A 23,416-nucleotide genomic window follows, 5' to 3' on the forward strand; every position below is an offset into this window, starting at 1 on the left:
GCCGCGGCATGGTGCCGCAGGGGCTGCCGTACAGATCTCTTGACGCGCCCCCCGCGCGCTCACATACTGGCGGCCAAATCGATTTGGCCACCGGGTCCGCCCCCGTCTCGGGTGGAGCGCGGCCATATCCCGGAGCGAGCCGAACGGAGCTCGAACGTGTCCACTCCACGCCCGACGTCCCCCCGCCCCGCAGAGACCGAGCCGCCCCACCCCACGCCGACGCCACACCCCCACGCCGACACCGACACCGACACCGACGCCGGTGCCGACGCCCAGTCCACCACCCCCACCCACCCCGTGGACGAGTCCCGTCCGCTCGGGAAGATCCTGCTGTTCGGGATTCAGCACGTGCTCGTCATGGCGGCGACGCCCATCTCCGCGATCTTCCTGATGAGCGCGACGCTCGGGCTCGGTCCCGGCCTGACCGTCGATCTGCTCTCGGCCGCCTTCGTGCTCTCCGGGATCGGGTCCCTGATCCAGTCGCTCGGGCCGTGGAAGTTCGGGCCGAGGCTGCCGTTCGTCATGCTGCCCGGTGGCGCGCCGCTCATCCTCTTCCTGGCCATCGCCGAACAGCATGGGCTGCCCACCGCCACCGGCGCGGTGATCATCACCGCCGCGTTCTACTTCGTCGTCCTGCCCGTCTTCTCCCGGCTGCTGGCGTTCTTCCCCGCCCTCGTCATCGGCACGATGATCGTCATCGTCGGCGTGAACCTGGTGAAGGTCGGCGCCGTGCTGGTCACCGGCCGCCCGGGGCAACCCGGTTTCGCCGACCCGGCGAACCTCCTCCTGGGTATGGCGACGATCGGCTTCACCGTCGCCTTCTACGTCCTGTTCACCGGCGTACTGCGCCAACTCGCCGTCATGCTCGGTCTGATCGCCGGTACGGTCCTCGCCTTCCTCCTCGGTGGCGTGGACTTCGGCCGGGTCACCGAGGGCGGACTCGTGAACCTCCCGCAGGCGCTGCCGTTCGGCTCACCCGAGTTCAACCTGCTCGCCGCGCTGCCGCTGATGCTGTACAGCCTCGCGTCCATGGCGGAGGCCACCGGCCAGACCGTGATCAACGCGGAGGCGGTGGGCAAGGACATCGACAAGCGCGCGGACGTGCCCAAGACCATCCGGGGCGACGCGGTCACCTCCCTGTTCGGCGGGTTCTTCGGCCTGCCGCTGATGGTGACCAGCGGCGAGAACATCGGCATCGTCCGCGTCACGGGCGTACGCAGCCGGTTCGTGACCGCCGCCGCCGGCGTCGTCCTCATCGTCATCGGCTTCCTGGCGCCCGTCACGCGCGCGATCAGTGTCATCCCGTCGGCCGTCGTCGGCGGCACCGCCATGGTGGTCTTCGCCGTGATCACGGTGCTCGGCGTGCAGATGCTCGGACGGGCCGGGGAGCTGGACCGCCACACCAACACCTTCATCTGTGCCGTCGCCCTCGCGCTCGGGCTGCTGCCCATCCTCATCCCCGGTGTGTACGGCGGGTTCCCGCCGAACGCCCGGATCCTCCTGGAGAGCGGTGTCGCGGTCGGGGCCTTCGTCGCCGCCGTCCTCAACATCCTCTTCCACCACGTCCGCCTCCCCCGCCCCAGCCCTCGCCCCCGTCCCCGTCCCCGTCCCCGTACCGAAAGCGACCGATGAGAGACCTGACCCCCGACCGCCTCCGTACCGACGACGCCGGCAACGGACTCCTCCTGGCGCCCGACGCGGTCCTGACGCCCGAGGGTCTGATGGACCATTACGCGGCCGTCGTCGCCGGTGACACCTTCCGCGCGGTCGGACCCGCCGAGCGGCTGGAGCGGGAGTATCCGCACCTGAGCGCCGTGCGGCTGCCCGGGCACGTCCTGATGCCGGGGTTCGTCGACGCCCACCACCACCTCACCCAGAGCTTCGGCGCCGCGCTCGCCTTCGGGGAGCCGTCGGAGATCTTCCGCCGGGTGTGGGTGCCGCTCGAAGGGGCCCTGGACGAGGAGGCGGTGTACGTCGCGGCCAAGCTGGCCGCCCTCGAATCGCTGCGCGGCGGGTTCACCACCGTGGCGGAGGCGGGCAGCCGCGCGCCCGTGGACGTGGAGCTGACCGCCGCCGCCACGCGCGACGCCGGCATCCGCTGCGTACTCGGCCTGGTCTGCAACGACGTGGACGGGGACACCGACAGCACCCTCGCGGGCGCGGAGAAGCACCTGGCCCGCTACGGGACCGAGGAGCTGATCCACCCCTCGCTCGCCGTCTCCGTCCCGGAGGCGGCGAGCGAGCGCACCCTGCGCCGCACCGCCCGCCTGGCCGCCGAAGCCCGCGCGGTCGTGCAGATCCACGTCAACGAGCATCTCGCGGGCGTGGAACGCTCCCTCGTCCAGCACGGTCTGCGGCCGCTGGAGTACCTGTACGAAGTCGGCGCCCTGGGGCCGCAGTTGCTGGCCGCCCACGCCACCCTCCTCACGCCCCGGGAGCTCACCCTGCTCGCCGACAGCGGGGCGGCCGTCAGCTACAACCCGGTGGCGAGCGCCTGGAAGGGCAACGCGGTGGCGCCCGCGACGGCCATGGCGGAGCGCGGCATCCGGTTCGGTCTGGGGACGGACGGCACCCGGGGCGACGGGTTCCGGCTCGCGGAGGCGGCCGAGTTCGCGCAGCGCCTCGCCTACGGGCTGGCCACCGGGGACTCGTCCTGCGGCGCCGGATGGACCTGGCTGGAGCACGGGAGCGGCGGCGGTGCCGACGCGGTGGGGCTCGCGGCCCGTACCGGCAGGATCGCCGCCGGTGCGGCCGCCGACTTCCTGCTCGTCGACGTCTCCGGGCCCGAGACGGCGCTGTCGTGGGACCTGCCCTGGGAGTTGGTACGGCGTGGGAACCGCGACCAGATCGCGGCCGTGTTCGTGGCGGGCCGGCTGCGGCTGTGGCGCGGGTGGCCGGTGGACTGGGACGGTCCGGCGCTGGTGCGGCGGGCGGTCGGGCTGGCCGAGGAGGTGATGCGCCGGGCGCCGGTGACCCGTGTGCATCCCACGTCCATGGAAGCGCGGACGCGCCGGTGAGTACGGAGACGGTGGCGGTCCTCGCGGTGACGGTGGCCGTCGCGGCGTTCGTCCAGGGCGCCAGCGGTCTGGGCTTCGCCCTGATCGTGGCGCCGGTGGCCGGACTGCTCGAACCGGGCCTGGTGCCCGTGTTCGTGCTGGCGTCGATGATCCCGCTCAATCTGTACGTGGCGTGGCGCGAGCGCCGCTCGCTGGACCTGCGCGGGGCGGGCTGGATCACGGCGGCGCGGCTGGCGGCCACGCCGGGCGGGCTGATGCTGCTCTGGCTCATCCCCGAAGGCCGCCTCGGCCTGTTCGTGGGCGTGGCGACCGTACTGGCGGCGGTGGTGAGCCTGGCCGCGCCCGCGTTCACGCCGGGCCGTGGGGCGTATGTGGGCGCCGGGGTGGTGACCGGTCTGACGGAGACCGCGACCGGGGTGGGCGGCCCGCCGCTCGCGCTGGTGTATCAGCACCGGCCGCCGGCGGAGCTGCGGGCCACGGTCGCCGTGTGCTTCCTCGTCGGTGAAGTGGCGTCGCTGGCCTTGCTGTTCGCGACCGGTCAGGGCAGCACGGCCCAGTTGGGGTGGGCCGCGGCACTGCTGCCGGCGCTGGCCGGCGGGGCGTGGCTGAGCCGCCTGGTGCACCACCGGCTCGACGCGCGCCGGATGCGGCTGTTCGTGCTGCTCTTCGCGCTCGTGTCGGGGGCGGTGCTCATGCTGGGGCTGTGACGCGCAGCGAGGAGGCCCGGGGGATGACGCGGGGTTCGGGCACCTCGGTCACCGTCGCGGTGTCCTCGCCGCGCAGCCGGCCCAGGAGGAGTTCCACCGCGTCGGACGCGGCCCGGTCCAGGTGCAGGTCGACGGCGGTCAGCGGGGGCTCGCAGGTCCGGGCCCGCAGCCCGTCGTAGCGGGTGACGACCATGACGTCGTCCGGGATACGGCGGCCGCTGTCGCGGATGGCCCGTACGGCTCCCACGGCGAAGGCGTCCACGAGCGCGCACACGGCGTCGGTCGCCGGGTGGGCGGCCAGCAGGGCGGCGCACGCGTCGTACCCGGCCTGTTCGCCGCCCTCCTCCGGGGCGGTCGCGACGAGTGGCGCCCAGCCGTGCTCGGCGGCCGCGCGCTCGTACGCGGCGCGGGCGTCGACGGCGGAGTGGCGCGAGCCGCCGCCGATGAGCAGCGCGGGCCGCCTGGCGCCCTGCTCGCGCAGGTGGGCCAGCAGCAGTTCGGCGACGAGGCCGCCGCGCAGGTCGACGTAGGGGGCGTCGTCCTCGGGCGACCCGGGCCGCCCGAGCGCCACATAGGGCAGGCCGCGCTCGCGCAGTTGCCCGGTGGCCACGTCGTTCGCGTCGGGCTCCACGACGATGGCGCCGTCGATGTCCACCGAGTACAGCGCCGACCCGGACTGCACCGGCGGTACCAGGACCAGCGCGTAGTCGTGCACCAGGGCGCGCTCGGCGGCCGCGGCGGCGACCTCCATGTAGAACCCGAGCCGGGAAGGGCCGCCGGCCACGGCGAAGGGCATCGAGGAGGCCAGCGCGATGGCCTTGGCCTCGCCGCGCCGCAGCCGCTGGGCCCGCAGGTTGGGCCGGTAGCCGAGCTCCGCGGCGACCTTCTTGATGCGCTCACGGGTTTTGGGGTCGACCTTGCCGATCCCGTTCAGGGCGTGCGAGACGGTGGTCCGCGACACCGAGGCGGCCCGGGCGACGTCGGCGATCGTCGGCGGCCGGGCTCCGGAACCGGAAGTGGGCATCTGGGTGGACGCTCCTCGCTCACTGCTCGTGCTGCCGCGCGCTGGTAGCGCCGGCCGCGCTGCTGACAGCCTCATCTTCGCCGACCGGTCCCGGCGGCCGGAAGCCACGTCCGGTGGTGCGGGGCCCATTCCGGTGCGGGCGCCATTCCGGTCCGGCCCCGATGCAGGCCCCCTAAACGCGCTCAAGGAGTCACCGTCCCCCGCCGGACGCGCCCCGCCGCCGCCACACGCACCGACGTATGACGGCGGCGGCAGCCAGCCGGCGGCAGCCAGCGCGGCGTCCGACAGGCGGCGGCAGCCAGCCGGCCAGGCTCACCGCCGAAGACCCGCGCCACCGGGGACCCGCGCGCCACCCGGGACCCGCGCCACCGTGGACCCTCGCCGCCGGGCACCCCGGGGCCGCAAGAGTCCGCGCCGCCGGGGACGTTACCGCGCCGGGTGGACCACCATGGCCGAGCCGCCGCCGCGGCGGGTCTTCTCGGCGGCGGCGAGCCAGCGGCCGTCCGGGAGGCGCTGGATGCCGGTCGCGGCGCCGATCTCGGGGTTCTGGCGGAAGCCGTGGCCCAGGGCCTCCAGCTCGGCCCGCAGCCGCTTGTTCCCGTACAGCGCCGGTTCGAGTTCCGTCGTGGCCTGGTTGCGCTGGCTCGCGCGGGGCGCGGCGATCGCGTCCACCAGGGGGAGGTCACGGTCGAGGACGCCCGTCAGGGTCTGGAGGACGGTGGTGATGATGGTCGCGCCGCCGGGGGAGCCCACGGCCAGGACCGGCCGGGCGTGGTCGTCGAGCACGATCGTCGGCGACATGGAGGAGCGGGGGCGCTTGCCGGGACCGGGCAGGTTCGGGTCGTGGACGGCCGGGTTGGCCGGGGCGAAGGAGAAGTCGGTCAGCTCGTTGTTGAGCAGGAAGCCCCGCCCCGGCACGGTGATGCCGCTGCCGCCCGTCGACTCGATGGTCAGCGTGTAGGCGACGACGTTGCCCCACTTGTCGGACGTCGTCAGGTGCGTGGTGTTCTCGCCCTCGTACGTCGTCGGGGCCGCCGTCCCGCCCGCCGCGCACGGCTGCGGATCGCGCGGGTCGCCCGGTGCGAGGGGGCTCGTGAGGGCGGCGTCGTCGCGGATCAGGCAGGCGCGCGAGTCGGCGAACCGCTGCGACAGCAGCCCCTTCACGGGCACGTCCTCGAACGCCGGGTCGCCGACCCACCGCCCCCGGTCCGCGAACGCGATTCGGCTCGCCTCGATGAACCGGTGCAGATACCGCGCCTGCGAGGCGGCGGAGAGGTCGGTGCGCTCCAGGATGTTCAGCGCTTCGCCCACGGTGGTGCCCCCCGACGACGACGGCGCCATGCCGTACACATCGAGGCCGCGGTAGGAGACCTTCGTCGGCTTGCGCCACACCGTCTCGTACGCCGCGAGGTCACGCTGCGTCAGGTCACCGGCGCGGACGTTGCGCGTGGCGCCCTCCCGTACCGGCGGGTCCTGGACCGTACGGACGATGTCGCGCGCCAGGTCTCCCCGGTACAGCGCTCCCGCGCCGTGCCGGCCCAGTTTCTCGTACGTCCGCGCGAGGTCCGGGTTCTTCATCACCGAGCCGACGACGGGCAGTCGGCCGCCCGGCAGGAAGAGCTCCGCCGAGGCGGGGAAGTCGCGGAACCGCGCCTCGTTGGCCCGGGTCTGCTCGCGGAACGTGGCGTCGACGGTGAACCCCTCGCGGGCCAGTCGCTCGGCGGGCTTGAGCAGGTCCCGCAGGGACTTGGTGCCCCAGGCGTCGAGGGCGGTGTCCCAGGTCGCCGGGGTGCCGGGCGTGCCGACGCTGAGCCCGCTGGTCATGGCCTCGTCGAAGGGCAGCGGCTTGCCGCTCGGGTCCAGGAACAACGACGCGTCGGCGGAGCGAGGAGCCGTCTCACGGCCGTCGATGGTGTGCACGGTGCGGGACTTGGCGTTGTAGTGGACGAAGTAGCCGCCACCGCCGATGCCCGCCGAGTACGGCTCGGTGACGCCGAGCGCCGCTGCGGTCGCCACCGCCGCGTCCACGGCGTTGCCGCCGCGCCGCAGCACCTCGATCCCGGCGGCCGAGGCGTCGGGGTCCACGCTCGCGACGGCACCGCCGTAGCCGACCGCCACCGGTTCCTTGACGGGGGTCGTACGTGGTGTGGGCGGCGGCGCCGCGGCCCCGACCGAGAGAACCGTGGCGGCGACCGCGGCGAGCGAGACGTTACGTACGTGGGACCGACGCATCCGTACCTCCAGTCAACGACCGTCCGCGCAGCCTAACTTCGCGGTCGGCCGCCCGCCAGGACCACCTCGAACAGCGTTGCGCTCCCCCGCTACGATGCGCGCCCATGTATGACGATCTGCTCAACATCGCGCTCGGTGTCATCGCGACCGGGGTCAGCGCGTCGCTCGGCTGGATCGCCCGCGCCGCGCTGTGGCGCCGCAAGCTCCGCCGCAAGCAGGTCTTCTTCGGGCTGCCGGGGAACGCGGAGTGCCTGCTCGTCGTGAACCGCGAGGCCGGCAGTGAGGGTGCCGTGCACCGCTTCGACGTGTTCGCGCTGCTGGAGTTGTCCGCGCTCATCAAGGACTGCGGCGCCCACGCCCGGATCGTGCGGCACGACGCGGCGCAGCAGGGCTTCGGCGAGCGCGCCGAGTTCTGCCTCGGCGGGCCGTACTCGAATCGCCGCATGGCCGCGCATATACAGTCCCTTCTCCCCGGCGTGGAGGTCACCTCGGATACGGAGCCGGACCCCGACCGCGGCGCGTACCGGGTCACATTCCGGATCGGCTCCGAGCGCTATCCGATGGACGCGGGGATGTCCGAGTACGCCCTCCTCGCCCGGCTCACCGCCGGTGAGGGCGCCCGGCCCGTGTTCCTGTTCTGCGGGCAGCGCGCGATCACCAACCAGGCGGCCACCCGCTACCTGGTGCGGCACCACGAGAAGCTGGCCCGGAAGTACGGGACCGATGGTTCCTTCGTGCTGCTGCTGAAGGTCGTGAACTCGCAGGCGTACGGGCCCGATGTCGTCGAGCTGGTCGCGGATGTGACCCGTACCGCACGGTCACCGGCGCCGGAGGCCACCCAGCGCGCCAATCCGGCAGGGACGGAAATTTCCGGCACCCCATAGGCAACCCCGGGCCTCCGCTCGCCCTCTCACCGAGGGACGTCAGCATCCCATCGGAGGTTTTCCCGTTGAGCCGCACTTGCCCGCGCAGCCCCTTCCGCACCGCCGCCCTGGCCGGCACCGCGGTCCTCGCCGCGGCCGCCCTGACCGCGTGCTCGGGCGGTTCGGGGGCCGCCAAGGCCGACGAGAAGGGTGCCAAGCCGGACACCCGGATCTCGGTGAACCTGTCCGGCAAGCAGGCCGAGGCGGGCGAGCCGGTCCGGGTGACGCTCGCCGAGGGCAGGCTCCAGCAGGTCACCGTCACCGACTCCAAGGGCGCCACCCTCACCGGCACCGTCGCCGCCGACGGCAGGAGCTGGACCTCCGCCCGCAAGGCCGCTCCCGGCACCGCGTACACGGTCGAGGCGCGCGACACGGACGGCGGCACCGCCACGGCGGACTTCGCGACGGCCGCGCCGGACAAGGTGAACAAGCTGACGCTGGCGCCCGGCAAGAACACCACGGTCGGCATAGCCCACCCGCTGTCGGTCGTCTTCGACCACCCGGTGAAGAACAAGGCGGAGGTGGAGAAGCACCTGAAGGTGACCACCTCCAACAACACCGTGGGCTCGTGGGGCTGGATGCGGGACTGGTCGGGCAAGGACCGGGTGGACTGGCGGCCCAAGGCGTACTGGAAGCCGGGCACCAAGGTGACGCTGAACGCCGATTTGAACGGTGTCGACTCCGGCGCGGCCGGCGGCTGGTTCGTGCGCGACTACACGACCACGGTGACCATCGGGAAGAACCAGTTGGTCAAGGTCGACCTCGACAACCACCGGCTGAAGCTGCTGCGGGACGGCGCGGAGGTCAAGGACGTCCCCATGTCGGGCGGCACGCCGGGCGGCGACAAGGCGTCCTGGCGCGGGAAGACCGTGCTGATGTCGAAGGAGGGCACGATCAACATGCGTTCCGAGACGGTCGGCCTGGGTGACGCGTACGACAAGATGGTCGACTACTCGATGCGGCTGACCTGGTCGGGGATGTACGCGCACGCCGCGCCATGGAACGCCGCCTACATGGGCAACGCCAACAAGAGCTCCGGCTGCATCGGCATGGACACCCCGGACGCCCGGTGGGTGTACGACCAGGTGCAGGTGGGCGACCCGTTCGAGGTGACGGGTGACGACGCCAAGGGCACGCAGGCGCTGAACAACGGGTACGGCGAGTGGAACCTGTCCTGGGCCGAGTGGCAGGCCAAGAGCGCGCTGCGCTGACACCGCCACTGAGCAGGCATATGACCCACGCCCCATAATCGTTACCGGGGCGTAACTTACCGACCGGTTACCTTCGGTAAGACTCCCGTGGTTACCTACGGTTCACCTTTCAAGTGCCTGAGGAGTGGACCGTGGGACAGCCGCGTAATGCCCTGCGTACGACGACGACCGGTGCCGTCTCGGCCGCCCTGGTGGCCGGGACCGCCCTGGGGCTCTCCCCCACGGCGGCGGCCACGCCCACCGGTCCGCCCGGTATCCGGTTCGTCGACATCACCGGCGACGGCGGCACCGTACTGAAGGCCAACGTGGTCACGCCCGCGGGCGCCGAGGACGGCCGCCGTTACCCGGTGATCGTGCTGCCGACCAGCTGGTCGATGCCCCAGATCGAGTACCTGGCCCAGGCGAAGAAGCTCGCCGACGCCGGCTATGTGGTCGTCAGCTACAACTCGCGCGGCTTCTGGCAGTCCGGCGGCCACATCGAAGTCGCCGGCCCGCCGGACGTCGCCGACGCCTCCAAGGTCATCGACTGGGCACTGGCCAACACCCCGGCCGACCCCGGCAGAGTCGGCATGGCGGGCGTCAGCTACGGCGCCGGCATCAGCCTGCTGGCCGCCGCCCACGACAAGCGCGTCAAGGCGGTCGTCGCGATGAGCGGCTGGGCCGACCTCATCGACTCCATCTACAGCGGCCGTACGCAGCACCTCCAGGCCGCCGCGATGCTCGGCGGTACCGGCTACCTCACCGGCCGCCCGAGCCCCGAACTCCAGCAGATCCTTGGTGACTTCCTCGCCTCCAACCTGGACAAGGAGCAGGAGATGATCGCGTGGGGCGCCAAGCGCTCCCCCGCCTTCCAGCTCGACCGGATCAACGCCAACGGCGCGGCCATCATGCTCGGCAACGCCTGGGGCGACACCATCTTCCCGCCCAACCAGTACGCCTCGTTCTACGAGAAGCTCACCGGCCCCAAGCGCCTGGAGCTGCGTCCCGGCGACCACGCCACCGCCGAAGCCGCCGGCCTGCTCGGCCTGCCCAACGACACCTGGACCAACGCCCACCGCTGGTTCGACCACCACCTCAAGGGCGCCGACAACGGCATCGACCGCGAACAGCCGGTCCAGCTGAAGTCCCGGTCCACCGGCGGCTACGAGGGCTACCCGGACTGGAAGTCGGTCGCCGCCACCGACCGCAAGATCGCGCTCGCCGAATCCCAGAAGGTGTACGCGAACGTCGACTCGGGCGCCAACGGCGGGATCGTGATGCTGTCCAACGCCCTCGACCAGTTCCTGAAGCTGCCGCCCACCGCCTCCATCCCCCTCCTCCCGCGCTCCTTCGCCGCCGTCTGGCAGTCCGAGCGGTACGACACGGTCCAGCACGTCCGGGGGACGGCGAAACTGCACACCACGGTCACCAGTACCAAGGAGAGCGGCACCCTCGTCGCGTACCTCTACGACGTGGGGCCGCTCGGCCTCGGCAAGCTGGTCAGCAGCGCGCCGTACACCTTCCACGGCAAGGAGGCCGACCGGCCGTTCCCCGTAGACCTGGAGCTGTTCTCCACCGCCTACGACGTCCCGGCCGGCCACCGCCTCGCCCTGGTCGTCGACACCGTCGACCCGCTGTACATCGAGCACAACCCGTCCGGCGCGCGGCTGACCTTCTCCTCGCCGCCGTCCGACCCGTCGTACCTGTCGGTCCCGCTGCGCGAGAAGTGATCTCCGGCCGCTGCCGGGCGGGCATGGCCCTGCGTGCTACTGCTTCCCAGGCAGCAGCGTCCCTGGTTCGGCCGGCGGGACCTCCACGGCCTGTGTCTTGGGACTGCGGCGCTCCCTCCTGGCCACCCAGGTGGCCAGCCAGGACAGGAGCATGCACATCCCGATGTAGATCGGCGAGATCACCATCACCACGGGGATGAACGGCAGATCGTAGTCGAGGTTGGACGCGATCAGCTTGCCCGCGTGGAGGAACTCCTCGTAGGTGATGAGGAAGCCCAGTGACGTGTCCTTCAGGGCGACCACCAGCTGGCTGATGATGGCGGGCAGCATGGCCCGCACACCCTGCGGCACCAGGACGTGGGTCATCACCTGCGTCTTGCGCATGCCCAGGGAGTACGCCGCCTCCCGCTGCCCGCGCTCCACGGAGTTGACGCCCGTGCGGAAAACCTCGGCGAGCACCGAGCCGTTGTAGAGGGTCAGCCCCGCCACCAGGGCGGGCAGCGGGTGGACCCTCAGCGCCACGAAGATGAAGAAGACCATCACCAGCACGGGCATGGCGCGGAAGAACTCGACCACCAGCGTCGCCGCCCACCGCAGGACCCGGTGCTCCGACAGCCGCCCTGCGGCGAGGACGGCGCCGAGCGCGAGCGAGAGCACCGCGGCGTACGCGAACGCCTTGAGGGTGTTGGCCAGGCCCCGCAGCAGCAGTTCCTGGATCCCCTCGTAGGTGAAGGGGTTCCACTTGGCGTAGGTGAACTGCCCGGTGTCGAGGAGGAGGTGGACGAGCCGGCCGAGCAGCGCCACGATCAGAAGGGTCGACAGCACGCCGTACGCGACGTGCCGCCGCCGGGTGCGTGGGCCCGGGATGTCGTACAGAGCCGTCGCGGTCGCGGTCGCGGTGGTCATCGGGGCACTCCCCAGCGCTTCTCCAGCACGTTGACGGCCGCGCTGATGGTGAGGGTGATGATCAGGTATCCCAGGGCGATCCAGACGAACGTCCAGATGATGCTGTGGCCCAGCTCGTTGAGGGTCCGGTAGGTGCCGAGCAGTTCGGTGACGCTGAAGGCCCCGGCGATGGCGGAGTTCTTCGCGAGCGCGATGAGCGTGGACCCCACGGGCGGGAGGACGGTACGGAAGGCCTGGGGCAGCACGATGGCGGCCAGGGTCTGGCTGAAGGTCATGCCGAGGCTGCGGGCCGCCTCGCCCTGTCCCCGGGGCACGGTGTTGATGCCGGAGCGCAGGGCCTCGCAGATGAAGGCGGAGGTGTAGCAGCCGAGGGCGATCACCGCGAAGACCGTGAAGGGCAGGACGAGTCCGAAGCGCGGCAGGCCCAGCAGGACGGCGAAGAAGAGCAGGGTGAGCGGGGTGTTGCGCAGGACCGCCACCCAGGCGGTGCCGAAGGCGCGCAGCGAGCCGACGGGGGCGACCCGGAACGAGGCCATGAGGAAGCCGAGGACCAGTGCGAGGAGCGAGGAGTAGACGGTGAGTTCGACGGTGCCGAGGAAGCCGTCGCCGTAGAGGGACCAGTTGTCTGTCAGTACGTCCATGGCTTCCCTCAGCTCGCCGGGTAGCGGTCGATGGCGGGAGGCTCGGGGGCGGGTACGCCGGACAGGCCCAGCGTCGCGTCATACGCCTTCTTCCAGTCGCCGTTCTTCTCATGGGCCTCGATGGCGTCGTTGACGGCCGAGCGCAGGGCGTTGTCGGGGCGGGGGACGCCGATGCCGTACGGCTCCTTCGAGAAGGGCCTGCCGACGACCTTCAGTTCGCCGGGGGCCTTGGCCGCGAAGCCCATCAGGATCGTGTCGTCGGTGGTGACGGCTTCCACCTGGTAGGTCAGCAGGTTGTCGACGCAGATCGAGTACGTGTCGTACGCGACGAGGTCGGCCTGAGGGTAGTCGGCCTCGATCCGCTGGTACGGGGTGGAGCCGGCGGCCGAGCAGACGCGCTTGCCGGTCAGGTCGTGCGGGCCGCTCACGCCGTCCTCGTCGGTGCGGACCAGGAGGGACTGGCCGGCCAGGTAGTAGGGGCCGGCGAAGCCGACGAGCTTCTTGCGGTTGTCGTTGATGGTGTAGGTGCCGACGTAGTAGTCGATCTGGCCGTTCTGCAGGGCGGTCTCACGGTTGGCGGAGGCGATCGTCCGGAACTCGACACCGGCCGGGTCGAAGCCGAGGGAGGCCGCGGTCATCTTGGCGATCTCGATGTCGAAGCCGGAGTAGCGGCCGGTGGCCGGGTCCTTCTCCCCCAGGTACGGCTGGTCCTCCTTGGCGCCGACGAGCAGGTGGCCGCGCCGTTTGGCGCGGTTCCAGGTCGGGGAGTCCGGCAGCCGGAAGTCGGTGACCACCCGGTAGCGGGGCAGTTGGTCCGGCTGCGGGCCCTTGACGGGCGGGCTGCCCTCCTTGCCGCAGGCAGCGGCGAGGAGGGCCGTCACCAGGGCCGCCAGAGCTCGTTTCGTACGCTTCATCGGTCCGGCACCCCCTGTCAGTGCGTGAGGATCTTGGAGAGGAAGTCCTTGGCGCGCTCGCTGCGCGGGGCGGTGAAGAAGTCATCGGGGGTGCGGTCCTCGACGATGCGGCCGTCGGACATGAAGACGACGCGGTTGGCGGCGGAGCGGGCGAAGCCCATCTCATGGGTGACCACGACCATGGTCATGCCCTCCCGGGCGAGCTGCCGCATGACCTCCAGGACCTCGTTGATCATGTCGGGGTCGAGGGCGGAGGTCGGCTCGTCGAAGAGGAGTGCCTTGGGGTCCATGGCGAGGGCCCGGGCGATGGCCACGCGCTGCTGCTGGCCGCCGGAGAGCTGGGCGGGGTACTTCTCCGCCTGGTCGGCGAGGCCGACGCGGTCCAGCAGCTCGCGGGAGCGCCGGTCGGCGTCGCCCTTCACGCGTTTGCGGACCTTGACGGGAGCGAGGGAGACGTTCTCCAGCACGGTCTTGTGGGCGAAGAGGTTGAACGACTGGAAGACCATGCCGACATCGGCCCGGAGCCCGGCCAGGGCCTTGCCCTCGTCGGGGAGTTCCTGTCCGTCGATGATGATCCGGCCGGACTCGATGATCTCCAGCCTGTTGATGGCCCGGCAGAGCGTTGACTTCCCGGACCCGGAGGGCCCGATGACCACCACCACCTCCCCGCGGCCGACGGTGAGGGTGATGTTCTGGAGGACGTGCAAGGTGCCGTAATACTTATTGACGTCACGCAGCTCGATCAACGGATCGACGGCCATACGCTGCCCTGCCCCATTCTCAGCTGTGTCGAGGTCAGCGCAAACTATCCAGCCCGAAAAGGGACTTCATCCTCCCGACACGCATAAAGGGGGCATAAGCCGTATTTACCACCTAACCTTCGGCGGCCTCCGCGTACACCTGGGAGAGTTCCGGCGAACCGTTCATCGCCCAGTCCAGACCGGCCTGGACGACATGGATCTCCCGGCCCGAGACGAGGCGGACCACGGGGTGGCCGCCCGGGGTCAGGTACCAGTGCGCGCCCGGCACCGTCCGTACGATGACCGTACCGAGGTACAGGCCCGCGTCGTTGCCCAGCCAGGGCAGTTCCTCGGGGTCGTCGCGCCAGCGGGGCGGGAGCTGGTCGATGGCCGCCAAGGACCGCGGGGTGTCATCGAGTTGCACCCCGTACTCCTGCACCCGGGAGCGCAGGAGGTCGCATTCGGCGAGCATGTCGGCCACGCCCTCCGGGGCGCTCTCGTCGGCGGAGGGCGGCTGCGCCGGCCGCTCGTCGTCGTGCCGCTTGCGCCAGGCGTCCAGGAAAGGGATGTTCATACCGCCCAGCGTCGCACTGGTGGGGCCGGGCGCACCACAGGGCACACCCGGGGGGCTCCTACACGTCGAGGTCGACGACCACCGGGGCGTGGTCGGAGGCGCCCTTGCCCTTGCGCTCCTCGCGGTCGACGTAGCTGTCCTTGACCGCGTCGGCGAACGGCTTGTTGCCGTACACCAGGTCGATGCGCATGCCCCGGTTCTTGGGGAAGCAGAGCTGGCGGTAGTCCCAGTACGTGAACGGGTGCTCGTACTTCAGCGGGCGGGGCACCACATCGGTGAGCCCGGTCTCGCGCAGCCCGGCGAGCGCGGCCCGCTCGGGCTCGGTGACGTGGGTGGAACCCTCGAAGTACGCCCGGTCGAAGACGTCGTCGTCGGTCGGCGCGATGTTGAAGTCACCGAGCACCGCGAAGGGGCGGGGGCCCGCCGCGTCCTCGGCGACCGCCGCCCTCAGCGCCTCCAGCCAGCGCAGCTTGTAGGCGTAGTGGTCGTGGGCGACCTCACGGCCGTTGGGGACGTACACCGACCAGAGCCGGGCCGGACCGCAGGTCGCGGAGATGGCGCGCGGCTCGGCCACGCCCTCGTACTCCGGCCCGCCCGGCAGGCCGTGGACCACGTCCTCCAGGCCGACCCGGGAGACCAGGGCCACGCCGTTCCACCGGCCGTTGGCGTGCACCGACGACTCGTACCCCAGCTCGCGCAGCTCGTCGGTGGGGAACTGCTCCGCGGTGCACTTGGTCTCCTGGACGCACAGCACGTCCGTGCCGCTGCTCTCCAGCCAGGTCAGCAGCCGGGGCAGCCGGGCGGTGATCGAATTGACGTTCCAGGTGGCGATGCGCATGACGGCAAGCCTAACCGGGGGGTGTGACAGTCATAGGTCCCTGGTGTCCCCGGGCGCCAGCCGGCCGTGGTCGGTACCGCCGAGGGCGCCGATCTGGCGGTCGTAGATCGGCCGGGCGAGGTCGGTGAGCAGCGCGTCGTGGATGTCGATGGCGCGCCTGGGCCCGACCTCGCGTACGTAGTCGATGACCTCGGAGATCTTGTTCCAGGGCGCCATGACGGGGAGCATCAGCGTGTCGACCGGGTGATCGGGGACGGTGAGCGCGTCGCCGGGGTGGAAGACGGCGCCGTCGACCAGGAAGCCGATGTTGGTGATGCGGGGAATGTCCGGGTGGATCACCGCGTGCAGTTCGCCGTGCACCTGGACGTCGAACCCGGCCGCGGTGAACGTGTCGCCGTGGCCCACCGTGTGGACCCGGCCCGGGAAGGCCGCGGAGAGCTGCTCGGCGACGCTGCGCAGCGTCCAGATCTGGGCGGCCGGGTTGGCCTCCAGGCCGGCCCGCAGCCGGTCCTCGTCGAAGTGGTCGGGGTGCTCGTGCGTGACGAGGACGGCGTCCGCGCCCAGCGCCGCGTCGCTCTCGCTGAACCCGCCCGGGTCGATGACGAGGGTCCGCCCGTCCTTCTCCAGCCGGACGCAGGCGTGGGACTTCTTGGTCAGCCTCATGGGAGCTTTCATAGCGGCATCCTCCTACCCGGCGCGTCGGTGCGGACACGTGGCTACGCCTCGGGGGTGGTCTCCTCGCGGATCACCTGCTGGGCGACCTTGAACGCCGAGTTGGCGGCCGGGACGCCGCAGTAGATGGCGGTCTGCAGGAGCACCTCCTTGATCTCGGCGGGCGACAGGCCGTTGCGCAGGGCGGCGCGGGTGTGGAAGGCCAGTTCGTCCAGGTGGCCGCCGGCGACGAGCGCGGTGAGGGTGACGACGCTGCGGGTGCGGCGGTCGAGGCCGTCTCGGGTCCACACCTCGCCCCAGGCGTAGCGGGTGATCAGCTCCTGGAAGTCGCCGGTGAAGTCGTCGGCGGCGGCCATGGCCCGGTCGACGTGCGCGTCGCCGAGGACTTCGCGCCGTACCTTCATTCCCGCGTCGTACGGGTCGCGCCGCCCGGCCCCGGCGGGCTCGGGCGCGGCGGGTGCGGTGGGCGGGACGGGCGGGGTGAGCCCGGCGAGCGGGGTGACGGCGGCCTGGGCGGGCGGCGCGGGCGGCACCACGATGGGCGGTGCGGCGTGCGGGGCGGCGTGCGGTGCGGCCGGGGCGGCGATGGCCGGGACGACGGGCGGCGCCGCGAGCGCGGTCATGCCCGTCGAGGAGTCGGCCACGGCCTGCCAGGAGGTGGAGAAGTGCCGTACGAGCAGGTCGGTGACGGCCGCGGGCTGCTCGACGGGCACGAGGTGGGACGCGCCGGGCACCACGGCGAGGCGGGCGTCGGGGATCCCGGCGACCAGGTGGCGCGCCTCCGCGGGGCCGGTGACGCGGTCATCGGAGCCGACCAGGACGAGGGTGGGGACACCGACGCGGGCGAGGTCGGCGCGTACGTCGAAGGCGGCGAGCGCCTCGCACGCGGCGGCGTAGCAGGCGGCGTCGGTCGTGCGGACCATCTGCACGGCCCACTCGACGATGGCCGGCTGGGCGGCGGCGAAGCCGGGGGTGAACCAGCGCTCCGGCGCGGTGCGGGCCATCGGGTCGAGGCCGTTGGTGCGGACGATCACGCCGCGCTGGCGGAACTCGTCGGCGGTGCCGAAGCGGGGCGAGGAGGCGATCAGGGCCAGCGAGGCGAGGCGGTGGGGCGCCCGCAGCGCGAGGTCGGTGCCGATGGCGCCGCCGATGGAGCAGCCGACGTAGCCGAAGCGGTGGACGCCGAGGTCGTCGAGGGTGGCCAGGAGCCGGTCGGTGAGCTCGGCGACGGCGGTCGCGGGGTGGGCGGGTGCGCCGCCGTGGCCGGGCAGGTCGAAGCGGATGACCCGCCACTGCCGGATGAGCTCGGGTATCTGCCGGTCCCACATGTGCCACGTCGTGCCCAGTGACGGGCCCAGGATGAGGACCGGGGCGTCTTCGGGTCCGTCGGACCGGTACTGCAGGGTGTTCGGTGATGTCTCGCTCACCCGCCAGACCCTCTCATGTATCACGAAACCTCACATCACCGGGGCGAACCCAGCGGCCAGCGTGTCGGCGTCGGTGGACATCATTCGGGCCGTGGAGCTGAGACCTGAGCTGTTGCCCCCGCCCGTGAGCCGACAACGGCTGGATGAGTTGAGCTGCGAGATCGATCGGATCGCTGCCCTGGTGGCCGACCGTTCCGAGAACGCCGATGAGGCGATCCGAGCCTTCAACGCGGTCACCGGCCACGGTTACGTGGCCCTCGACTTCGCCGCGTACTACGGAAGCAGGAGTCTGGAGGAGTTCGCCAGGGAGGCGGCCCGGCCGGCTCGCCCCCGGGTTGCGGATATCACGAGGGACGAACTCGTCGAAATCGTCCGCAGAATCCTCGAGGCTGACCCGGAGAGCGACTACTACGTCCAGCTCCTCGAAGCGAATGTGTCGCATCCCCGAGTCAGTGACCTGGTCTTCCATCCCTCGCACGACCTCCAAGGTGCATCTGCGGAGGAGATCCTCGACGAGGCCCTGAAGTACCGGCCGATCGCACTCTGAGCCACGAGGATGAGTCAGCCGGCCGCCTGTTGTCCGGCGCGGGCCCGGGTGAGGCGAGGTGGTAGAAGTCGGTGCCGCTTCGGGTCCTCTCGTCGTGCATTGCACAACCCTGGTCCCTGGGCGGACATGCAGGTGCTAACGAGAGCAAGAAGACCTCCAGTTGGGCGGCCATCCTCTTCGCGCCGCCGACCCTCATCGGCACCGTGTACGGCAGGAGCCCTCCGTGTGCGGGCGGTGCCGGCGCTACGCCGTTGCCGGGGTTTTCGTAGGCAGGCGGCTCTGGACGCGGGTCAGCAGCTCTTCGACGGGCGGCAGGAGACGGGGCCCGGCGGCGGCGGTCGCGATGGCGGCGGCCACGCCGGCCCAGGCCAGCGGTCCCAGGGGGGTGCAGCCGAAGAAGTGGCTCAGGCCGGGCGTCTGGACGATGGCGATCAGGGCGGCGGCGGAGCCCAGGGCGGTCGCCCACAGCAGGGGGCTGCGATGACGGCCGGTGAGGGTCTGGGTGAGCTGCGCGCCGACGACGCCGCACAGTGCCATGGTGCTGGTGCGTCGTGCGGTGCCGGGGGTGAAGCGGCCGATCAGCCATGCCGTGGCCGCGCCCAGCGCGGTGACGATGCCTCGCTGCCGGATCTGGCGCAGCAGCGGGGCCCCCAGCGCGCTGATACCGACCGGCGCGCTGCCCGCCGTCGCGGTTTCCTCGGCGCTCCGGTCGTCCGGGGGCGTGACGGCGACGGCCATCGCCGGGAACATGTCGGTCAACAGGTTGACGAGCAGCAGCTGACGGGTGGACAGCGGCGACGTTCCGGCGAGGAGCGTGCCGAGCACGGTGAAGCCGACCTCGCCGGCATTGCCTCCGATCAGGATGCTGATGGCGTCCGCGACGCTGCGCCACAGGGCGCGTCCTTCGGTGACGGCGTCGACGAGCACGGACAGGTCCGGGTCGGTCAGGACGAGGTCGGCGGCGTTGCGGGCGGCGGCCGAGCCTCGGGCGGCGATGCCCACACCGACATGGGCGGCTCGGATGGCCGCGGCGTCGTTGGCTCCGTCCCCGACCATCGCGACCACCCTGCCAGCGGCCCGCAGCGCCTCGACCACCTGGAGCTTCTGCTCGGGGGCGACGCGGGCGACGACCCCCGCGTCGCGCAGGAGACGGGCACGGCCCGCCCGGTCCAGGGCGGCGAGCTCGTCACCGGTGACGACGCCGGTGTCCTGCGGCCAGCCCAGCGCGAGGGCGATCGCGCGAGCGGTATGGGGGTGGTCACCGGTCAGCATGACCGGCCTCACCCCGGCCTCCCGCAGTTTTTCGACCATGGGGGCCGAGCCCGGGCGCGGTGTGTCGGCGAGTGCGACGAAACCCGCGAACTCCAGTGCCTCCAGTGGCTCGTTGACGAGGGTGTCGGCGTCGTGGTCACCGGTGAGGGAGCGGGTGGCCACGGCCAGGACGCGCAGTCCCTCACCGGCGAGGGACTGGCCCCACTCGGCCGCCGACGCAGGGAGGTTCTGGCAGGCGTCCAGGACGGTTTCGGGTGCTCCCTTGACCACGAGCAGGCCGCTCCCCGTTCCGGTTCGACCGGTGGCGGCGGAGTAGCCGCGGCTGGCCTCGAAGGGCAGCCCGGCCGTGGGAGCCCACTCCGGGTCGGCCGGGGCGGCGGCCAGGACGGCTTCGTCGGTCGCGTGTGCCTGTCGGCCGGCGGTGTCCTCGGCCTCCTGTGGGCAGGCGCGCCCGGCCAGCCGCAGGATGTCGGCGGCCTTCTCCTCCCCCGGCTCGCACACGGTCCCGTCCGCAGTGGTGAGACGGACGACGCGCAGGCGGTTCTCGGTCAGCGTGCCGGTCTTGTCGAAGCACACCGTGTCCACTCGCCCCAGGGCCTCCAGGGCGCGCGGAGTACGTACCAGGATGCCGCGGCGGGTCAGGCGGCGGGCGGCTGCCATCTGGCCCACGGTGGCCACCAGCGGAAGTCCTTCGGGGACGGCGGCGACCGCGACGGCCACCCCTCCGCCGACAGCCTCGCGGACAGGGCGGCCCCGAAGCAGGGAGAGCCCGGTCACCGCGGCCCCGCCGGCGAAGGTGAGCGGCAGTGCCTTGCGCGTGAGTTCTTGCAGGCGTGCCTGGACGCCGGCGGCCGGTGGGGTGCGGGAGGCGAGCGTGACCGCCCGGCCGGCCTCGGTGTGCTCGCCGGTGTCCACCACCACGGCGGTGGCCTGGCCGGCGACCACGGTGCTGCCCTCGAAGACCATGCACAGGCGATCGGCGATCGCGGCTCCCGGGGTGGCGGCGATCTGCTTGGTGACGGGAAGGGACTCGCCGGTCAGCGACGACTCATCGACCTCCAGGCCGGTCAGCTCCACCAGGCGCGCGTCGGCCGGTACGACGTCACCCACATCCAGCTGGATCAGGTCCCCGGGCGCCAGCCGGGCCGCGTCCACCGTGGTGGTCGCGCCGTTCTCGCGGCCGTCGACGCGGCGTGCCTTCTGCTTCTGTCCCCTGGCCAGAGAGGTCAGGGCCTGTTCGGCGCGCTGGCGCTGCACACCGCCTACGAGCGCGTTCATGCCCATCGCCCCGACCACCAGGGCCGCGTCGACGACCGACCCCAGGATGGCGGAGGCCGCCGCGCCGACCGCGAGAACGGGGGTGAGGGGGTCGTCCAGCTCGGCTCGTACGGCCTTCGCCAGCCGTACCGTCCACCGGGCCGGTGCGAAGACGGGGAGGCCGGCCGCCTGGCGGACCGCGGACCGGGTGGCCGTCACCGCGGCGGCCAGCGGTGTGGGTTCGGCACGGCGGCCGCTCCGCAGCCGGGTCACGGCCTCGTCGGGTTCCAGGGCGTGCCACGGCACGCGGGGCCGGGGCCGCGGGGGCGTGGCCGCGGCCACGCCGAGGGCCGCCCGCCAGCCCGCCACGAGCGCTCCCATGGCCGCGGCGTTGACCGGGCCGTGCTGGGAGCCGGCGAGGAAGGCCGCCGGCCCCCGCCGCTGGGAGCCGGTGGCCACCAGCAGGCCGGACAACGCCGCGCCCGCCCGGGCCAGTACCTGCGACTGGCGGCCCACGGACCGCGCCGCGGGAACGGCCACCAACAGCCGCCAGACGTCCTCCAGGCCGCCGAAGGCCAGGACGTCCGCGTCCCAGACGACGGCGCTGTCGTCGTCGGTGAGGGCGACCGCCACGTCACTGCTCAGCAGCCCGGTCAGCAGCTCGTCCTCTCCCGCGCGCGTCTGCGAGCCGGTCGCGGCGGGCGGGGCCGGGACGTGTGCGACGGTCAGGACCACATGGCCATCGGCCTGACGGCGCCGTACGTGGTCCGCCAACCGGCTCTCGGACGAGACGACTTCGTCCGCCATGGCAGCGAAGTCGTCCAGCGCCGGGTCGTCCACCACGATGGTGTACTGGTCCGCTTGCCGGGCCGCGTCCAGTACGGCCTCGGCCAGCGGGTCGAGTTCCCAGCCGACCGTCACCGTGCCGACGTCCTGCCCGTCGGCCGACGCGATCATCATGCCCGTGTCCGCCGCGGGCTCCCCCGGCACCGGCCGCAGCTCCACACCGGGCCCGCTGCCGGGCGCCCGGTCGCTGTGTCCCGGTTGCCCCAGGGCGGCAGCGGCGGCCCGCCACAGCCGGTCGCGGTCCCAGCCCTCGGCGCTGGGGTGCACCTCGCAGATGGTGCGTGTACCGCCGCGCAGGGCGCTGGGGTGCAGCACGACCGTGTCGACCAGTTGGAGCTGCTTCAGCCGCTCGGGATCACGGACCAGCACCCCTGAGCGGGCCAGGGCGCTGCCCAGCATCGTGGCGAAGGCCGCCGGGCCGTAGCGGGCGGCCTTCGGGGAACCGGCGAGCACCGCCTCCGCCGCCTCGTCGAGGTTCCGCCTGAACAGCAGCGTCGCGGCGGCACCCACCATGCTGCCGGTGGCGGCCTTGGTCGCGTACTCCTGGGCCGGAGTGGGGCGCAGCGGCGGCCGGGTGACCTGCTGCGTCGTCACGCTCAAGCGTTCCGGGGCGCACACCCGGTCGTGGGTGGCGTCGAACGCGGCCGCCCGTGCCACGCTCTCCACCAGCTGTCCGGTGCGCAGCATGCCGTCCAGGATCAACGATGTGGGTGACTGCCCGGCGCCGTGGACCGCCGCGTTCGCCGCGGCGAGCACCAGATCCGCTCCGGCCGCACCGAGCCGGTTGCTCAGCAGGGCTCGGACGCGCGGGTTCTCCCGTACCAGCGTCACGGCCGCCGTCACCACCCTGGAGGTGCGCGGAGCCCCCACCACACGCCCGGTCACCGCCGCGGCCACGCCGGCCGCGTCGAGCGCCAGCGCGGCGGCGGCGGCCCGTACCGCCGCGATGCCCGCGGGGTGCGCGACGTCGTTCAACGGCGCGTCCGTCTGGGCCAGTCCATACCGCTCGGCCAGCTCAGTGGCCTTCTCCACCACATGGTCGGTGGCCGCCTCACGCGAGGCGGTGACCACCAGCCGCGCCAGCCCGCCGTCCCAATAGGCGAGCAGTACGTCCGGGTGATCCACGAGAGCGGCGGCCACCTTCTTGGCCACCGCCTCCACTCCGCCCGCCCGCCGCACGCGGGCGGGCGAGGAGGGCTGCAACGCCAGGTGCACCCGGGAACCGGCCCGCCATTCCTCCACCCCACCCGGCAGCGCGTTACGCGCCACCCGGGCCACACGGACGGCGGTGTCCGCCACCGCCGCCGCGCCGTCCGCGGCGGCCCGCAAGCCGAGACCAACCGCGTCTTCGGCCATCGCGGCGCACACCCCCGCACCACGGACGACATGGCCAGGCGCGGTCAGAGCCACTCCCAAGCCGGCCGCAGGCAAGCGGGTCAACAACCCCAGAACCATGTCCTACCCTCACCAAAAGACGTACGACGCGCACGGGCACCCGGATACGCCGGACACGGCCGTGCTCTGGCTGCTTCCCGCGAACGGATTCGCGTCACCTGCACGTCCACCTTCGTCTGCCTGCTGGTTCCCCGAAGCTCACCGGGCAATCACAGATCACCCTTGGGGGTGCACAGGGGGAACCGCTCCAGCGCTGTTCATGGCGGCACGCGCCTCGGCAAGCGCGGCACGGCCACAGCTCTGGCGCGCGCCCGTTGCCATCGCGGAGCGTCTGGCGGGGGTGGGTGCGGTCCCGCGCGTACTCGGTTCGGCGCGCCCTGATCTGGGCTGGGTGACATTGCCGGGCTGCGCCGTGCCGGCGGCTTGTCGCCCTCGCGGGCTCGACCGGGGCCGCCCGCTGGAACCTTGATGACGACGGACGTTCATCCCTCTTGTGGCGGGCGTTTCCCCATGGGACAGTTCCTGCCGTCCGCGGTGCCCGGCAACGCGTGCCACAGGTGCGCG

Annotated in this window: 18 protein-coding genes; 7 read left to right on the forward strand and 11 right to left on the reverse strand. The window is 72.3% G+C overall.

From position 1 onward, the window contains the following. Positions 1-156 precede the first annotated feature (156 nt). Genes QWM81_RS07920 through QWM81_RS07930 form a run of 3 tightly spaced genes read left to right on the forward strand, consistent with a single transcriptional unit; the run spans position 157 to position 3,724 of the window. Positions 157-1,632 (forward strand): uracil-xanthine permease family protein, encoded by a 1,476-nt coding sequence (locus tag QWM81_RS07920; protein ID WP_290110949.1) that lies wholly within the window; start codon positions 157-159, stop codon positions 1,630-1,632. Next, positions 1,629-3,017, forward strand: a complete 1,389-nt coding sequence (locus QWM81_RS07925; RefSeq protein WP_290110950.1) for an amidohydrolase family protein — start codon at positions 1,629-1,631, stop codon at positions 3,015-3,017. Before QWM81_RS07920 ends, QWM81_RS07925 begins: the two co-directional genes overlap by 4 nt. Further along, positions 3,014-3,724 carry a sulfite exporter TauE/SafE family protein gene (locus tag QWM81_RS07930; protein WP_290110951.1) on the forward strand — a complete coding sequence of 237 codons (711 nt, stop codon included), beginning with the start codon at positions 3,014-3,016 and terminating at the stop codon, positions 3,722-3,724. The genes QWM81_RS07925 and QWM81_RS07930 overlap by 4 nt, the downstream gene beginning before the upstream one ends. Here QWM81_RS07930 and QWM81_RS07935 read toward each other — a convergent pair. After that, positions 3,708-4,748: a LacI family DNA-binding transcriptional regulator gene (locus QWM81_RS07935; RefSeq protein ID WP_290110954.1), complete on the reverse strand. Its 1,041-nt coding sequence runs from the start codon at positions 4,746-4,748 to the stop codon at positions 3,708-3,710. The genes QWM81_RS07930 and QWM81_RS07935 overlap by 17 nt on opposite strands. A gap of 426 nt (positions 4,749-5,174) precedes the next feature. Beyond that, positions 5,175-6,980, reverse strand: coding sequence for a gamma-glutamyltransferase (gene ggt, locus QWM81_RS07940; protein ID WP_290110956.1), 1,806 nt, complete (start codon positions 6,978-6,980; stop codon positions 5,175-5,177). A gap of 104 nt (positions 6,981-7,084) precedes the next feature. Here ggt and QWM81_RS07945 point away from each other — a divergent pair, with 104 nt between their 5' ends. The 3 genes from QWM81_RS07945 to QWM81_RS07955 all read left to right on the forward strand — a co-directional run bounded on the left by QWM81_RS07945 (position 7,085) and on the right by QWM81_RS07955 (position 10,823). Beyond that, positions 7,085-7,864, forward strand: coding sequence for a hypothetical protein (locus QWM81_RS07945; RefSeq protein ID WP_290110958.1), 780 nt, complete (start codon positions 7,085-7,087; stop codon positions 7,862-7,864). A gap of 65 nt (positions 7,865-7,929) precedes the next feature. Then, on the forward strand, positions 7,930-9,114 hold the full coding sequence (locus QWM81_RS07950) for a L,D-transpeptidase (RefSeq protein WP_290110960.1): 1,185 nt from the start codon (positions 7,930-7,932) through the stop codon (positions 9,112-9,114). 131 nt (positions 9,115-9,245) lie between these two features. Next, positions 9,246-10,823: a CocE/NonD family hydrolase gene (locus QWM81_RS07955; protein ID WP_290110961.1), complete on the forward strand. Its 1,578-nt coding sequence runs from the start codon at positions 9,246-9,248 to the stop codon at positions 10,821-10,823. Between the two features lie 36 nt (positions 10,824-10,859). Here the strand turns inward: QWM81_RS07955 and QWM81_RS07960 are convergent, their stop codons facing one another. From QWM81_RS07960 to pcaDC, 8 genes are all read right to left on the reverse strand, one after another. Further along, positions 10,860-11,729, reverse strand: coding sequence for an amino acid ABC transporter permease (locus QWM81_RS07960; protein WP_290110962.1), 870 nt, complete (start codon positions 11,727-11,729; stop codon positions 10,860-10,862). After that, entirely contained in the window at positions 11,726-12,370 is a 645-nt protein-coding gene (locus QWM81_RS07965; protein ID WP_290110963.1) for an amino acid ABC transporter permease, read from the reverse strand. The genes QWM81_RS07960 and QWM81_RS07965 overlap by 4 nt, the downstream gene beginning before the upstream one ends. Before the next feature lie 8 nt (positions 12,371-12,378). After that, the gene (locus QWM81_RS07970) at positions 12,379-13,284 is read right to left on the reverse strand and encodes a glutamate ABC transporter substrate-binding protein (protein WP_290110964.1); all 906 of its coding nucleotides are present in this window, start codon (positions 13,282-13,284) and stop codon (positions 12,379-12,381) included. Between the two features lie 17 nt (positions 13,285-13,301). Further along, the gene (locus tag QWM81_RS07975; protein WP_290110965.1) at positions 13,302-14,045 is read right to left on the reverse strand and encodes an amino acid ABC transporter ATP-binding protein; all 744 of its coding nucleotides are present in this window, start codon (positions 14,043-14,045) and stop codon (positions 13,302-13,304) included. 112 nt (positions 14,046-14,157) lie between these two features. Beyond that, complete coding sequence (locus QWM81_RS07980) at positions 14,158-14,598, reverse strand: DUF6278 family protein (protein ID WP_290110967.1); 441 nt, start codon at positions 14,596-14,598, stop codon at positions 14,158-14,160. 58 nt (positions 14,599-14,656) lie between these two features. After that, on the reverse strand, positions 14,657-15,436 hold the full coding sequence (locus tag QWM81_RS07985; RefSeq protein WP_290110968.1) for an exodeoxyribonuclease III: 780 nt from the start codon (positions 15,434-15,436) through the stop codon (positions 14,657-14,659). Positions 15,437-15,466: 30 nt separating this feature from the next. Then, positions 15,467-16,099, reverse strand: a complete 633-nt coding sequence (locus QWM81_RS07990) for an MBL fold metallo-hydrolase (protein ID WP_290110969.1) — start codon at positions 16,097-16,099, stop codon at positions 15,467-15,469. A gap of 53 nt (positions 16,100-16,152) precedes the next feature. Beyond that, on the reverse strand, positions 16,153-17,535 hold the full coding sequence (pcaDC, locus tag QWM81_RS07995) for a bifunctional 3-oxoadipate enol-lactonase/4-carboxymuconolactone decarboxylase PcaDC (protein ID WP_290110970.1): 1,383 nt from the start codon (positions 17,533-17,535) through the stop codon (positions 16,153-16,155). 91 nt (positions 17,536-17,626) lie between these two features. Between pcaDC and QWM81_RS08000 the strand changes: the two genes are divergently transcribed. Continuing rightward, positions 17,627-18,082 carry a bacteriocin immunity protein gene (locus QWM81_RS08000; RefSeq protein WP_290110971.1) on the forward strand — a complete coding sequence of 152 codons (456 nt, stop codon included), beginning with the start codon at positions 17,627-17,629 and terminating at the stop codon, positions 18,080-18,082. Positions 18,083-18,325: 243 nt separating this feature from the next. On the opposite strand, the gene QWM81_RS08005 is transcribed toward QWM81_RS08000, so the two are convergent. Then, positions 18,326-22,912: a cation-translocating P-type ATPase gene (locus QWM81_RS08005; RefSeq protein ID WP_290110972.1), complete on the reverse strand. Its 4,587-nt coding sequence runs from the start codon at positions 22,910-22,912 to the stop codon at positions 18,326-18,328. Positions 22,913-23,416 lie beyond the last annotated feature (504 nt).

Origin of the sequence: Streptomyces ficellus, from assembly GCF_030406405.1 — a bacterium.
Classification (GTDB): Bacteria; Actinomycetota; Actinomycetes; order Streptomycetales; family Streptomycetaceae; genus Streptomyces; species Streptomyces ficellus_B.

Excerpts from the sequence above, each read along its gene's own strand:
- QWM81_RS08005 (WP_290110972.1), bottom strand. The coding sequence starts at position 22,912 with ATGGTTCTGGGGTTGTTGACCCGCTTGCCTGCGGCCGGCTTGGGAGTG.
- QWM81_RS07925 (WP_290110950.1), top strand. The coding sequence starts at position 1,629 with ATGAGAGACCTGACCCCCGACCGCCTCCGTACCGACGACGCCGGCAAC.
- QWM81_RS07985 (WP_290110968.1), bottom strand. The coding sequence starts at position 15,436 with ATGCGCATCGCCACCTGGAACGTCAATTCGATCACCGCCCGGCTGCCC.
- QWM81_RS07960 (WP_290110962.1), bottom strand. The coding sequence starts at position 11,729 with ATGACCACCGCGACCGCGACCGCGACGGCTCTGTACGACATCCCGGGC.
- QWM81_RS07970 (WP_290110964.1), bottom strand. The coding sequence starts at position 13,284 with ATGAAGCGTACGAAACGAGCTCTGGCGGCCCTGGTGACGGCCCTCCTC.
- QWM81_RS07965 (WP_290110963.1), bottom strand. The coding sequence starts at position 12,370 with ATGGACGTACTGACAGACAACTGGTCCCTCTACGGCGACGGCTTCCTC.
- QWM81_RS07990 (WP_290110969.1), bottom strand. The coding sequence starts at position 16,099 with ATGAGGCTGACCAAGAAGTCCCACGCCTGCGTCCGGCTGGAGAAGGAC.
- QWM81_RS07935 (WP_290110954.1), bottom strand. The coding sequence starts at position 4,748 with ATGCCCACTTCCGGTTCCGGAGCCCGGCCGCCGACGATCGCCGACGTC.
- ggt (WP_290110956.1), bottom strand. The coding sequence starts at position 6,980 with ATGCGTCGGTCCCACGTACGTAACGTCTCGCTCGCCGCGGTCGCCGCC.
- QWM81_RS07945 (WP_290110958.1), top strand. The coding sequence starts at position 7,085 with ATGTATGACGATCTGCTCAACATCGCGCTCGGTGTCATCGCGACCGGG.
- QWM81_RS07975 (WP_290110965.1), bottom strand. The coding sequence starts at position 14,045 with ATGGCCGTCGATCCGTTGATCGAGCTGCGTGACGTCAATAAGTATTAC.
- QWM81_RS07980 (WP_290110967.1), bottom strand. The coding sequence starts at position 14,598 with ATGAACATCCCTTTCCTGGACGCCTGGCGCAAGCGGCACGACGACGAG.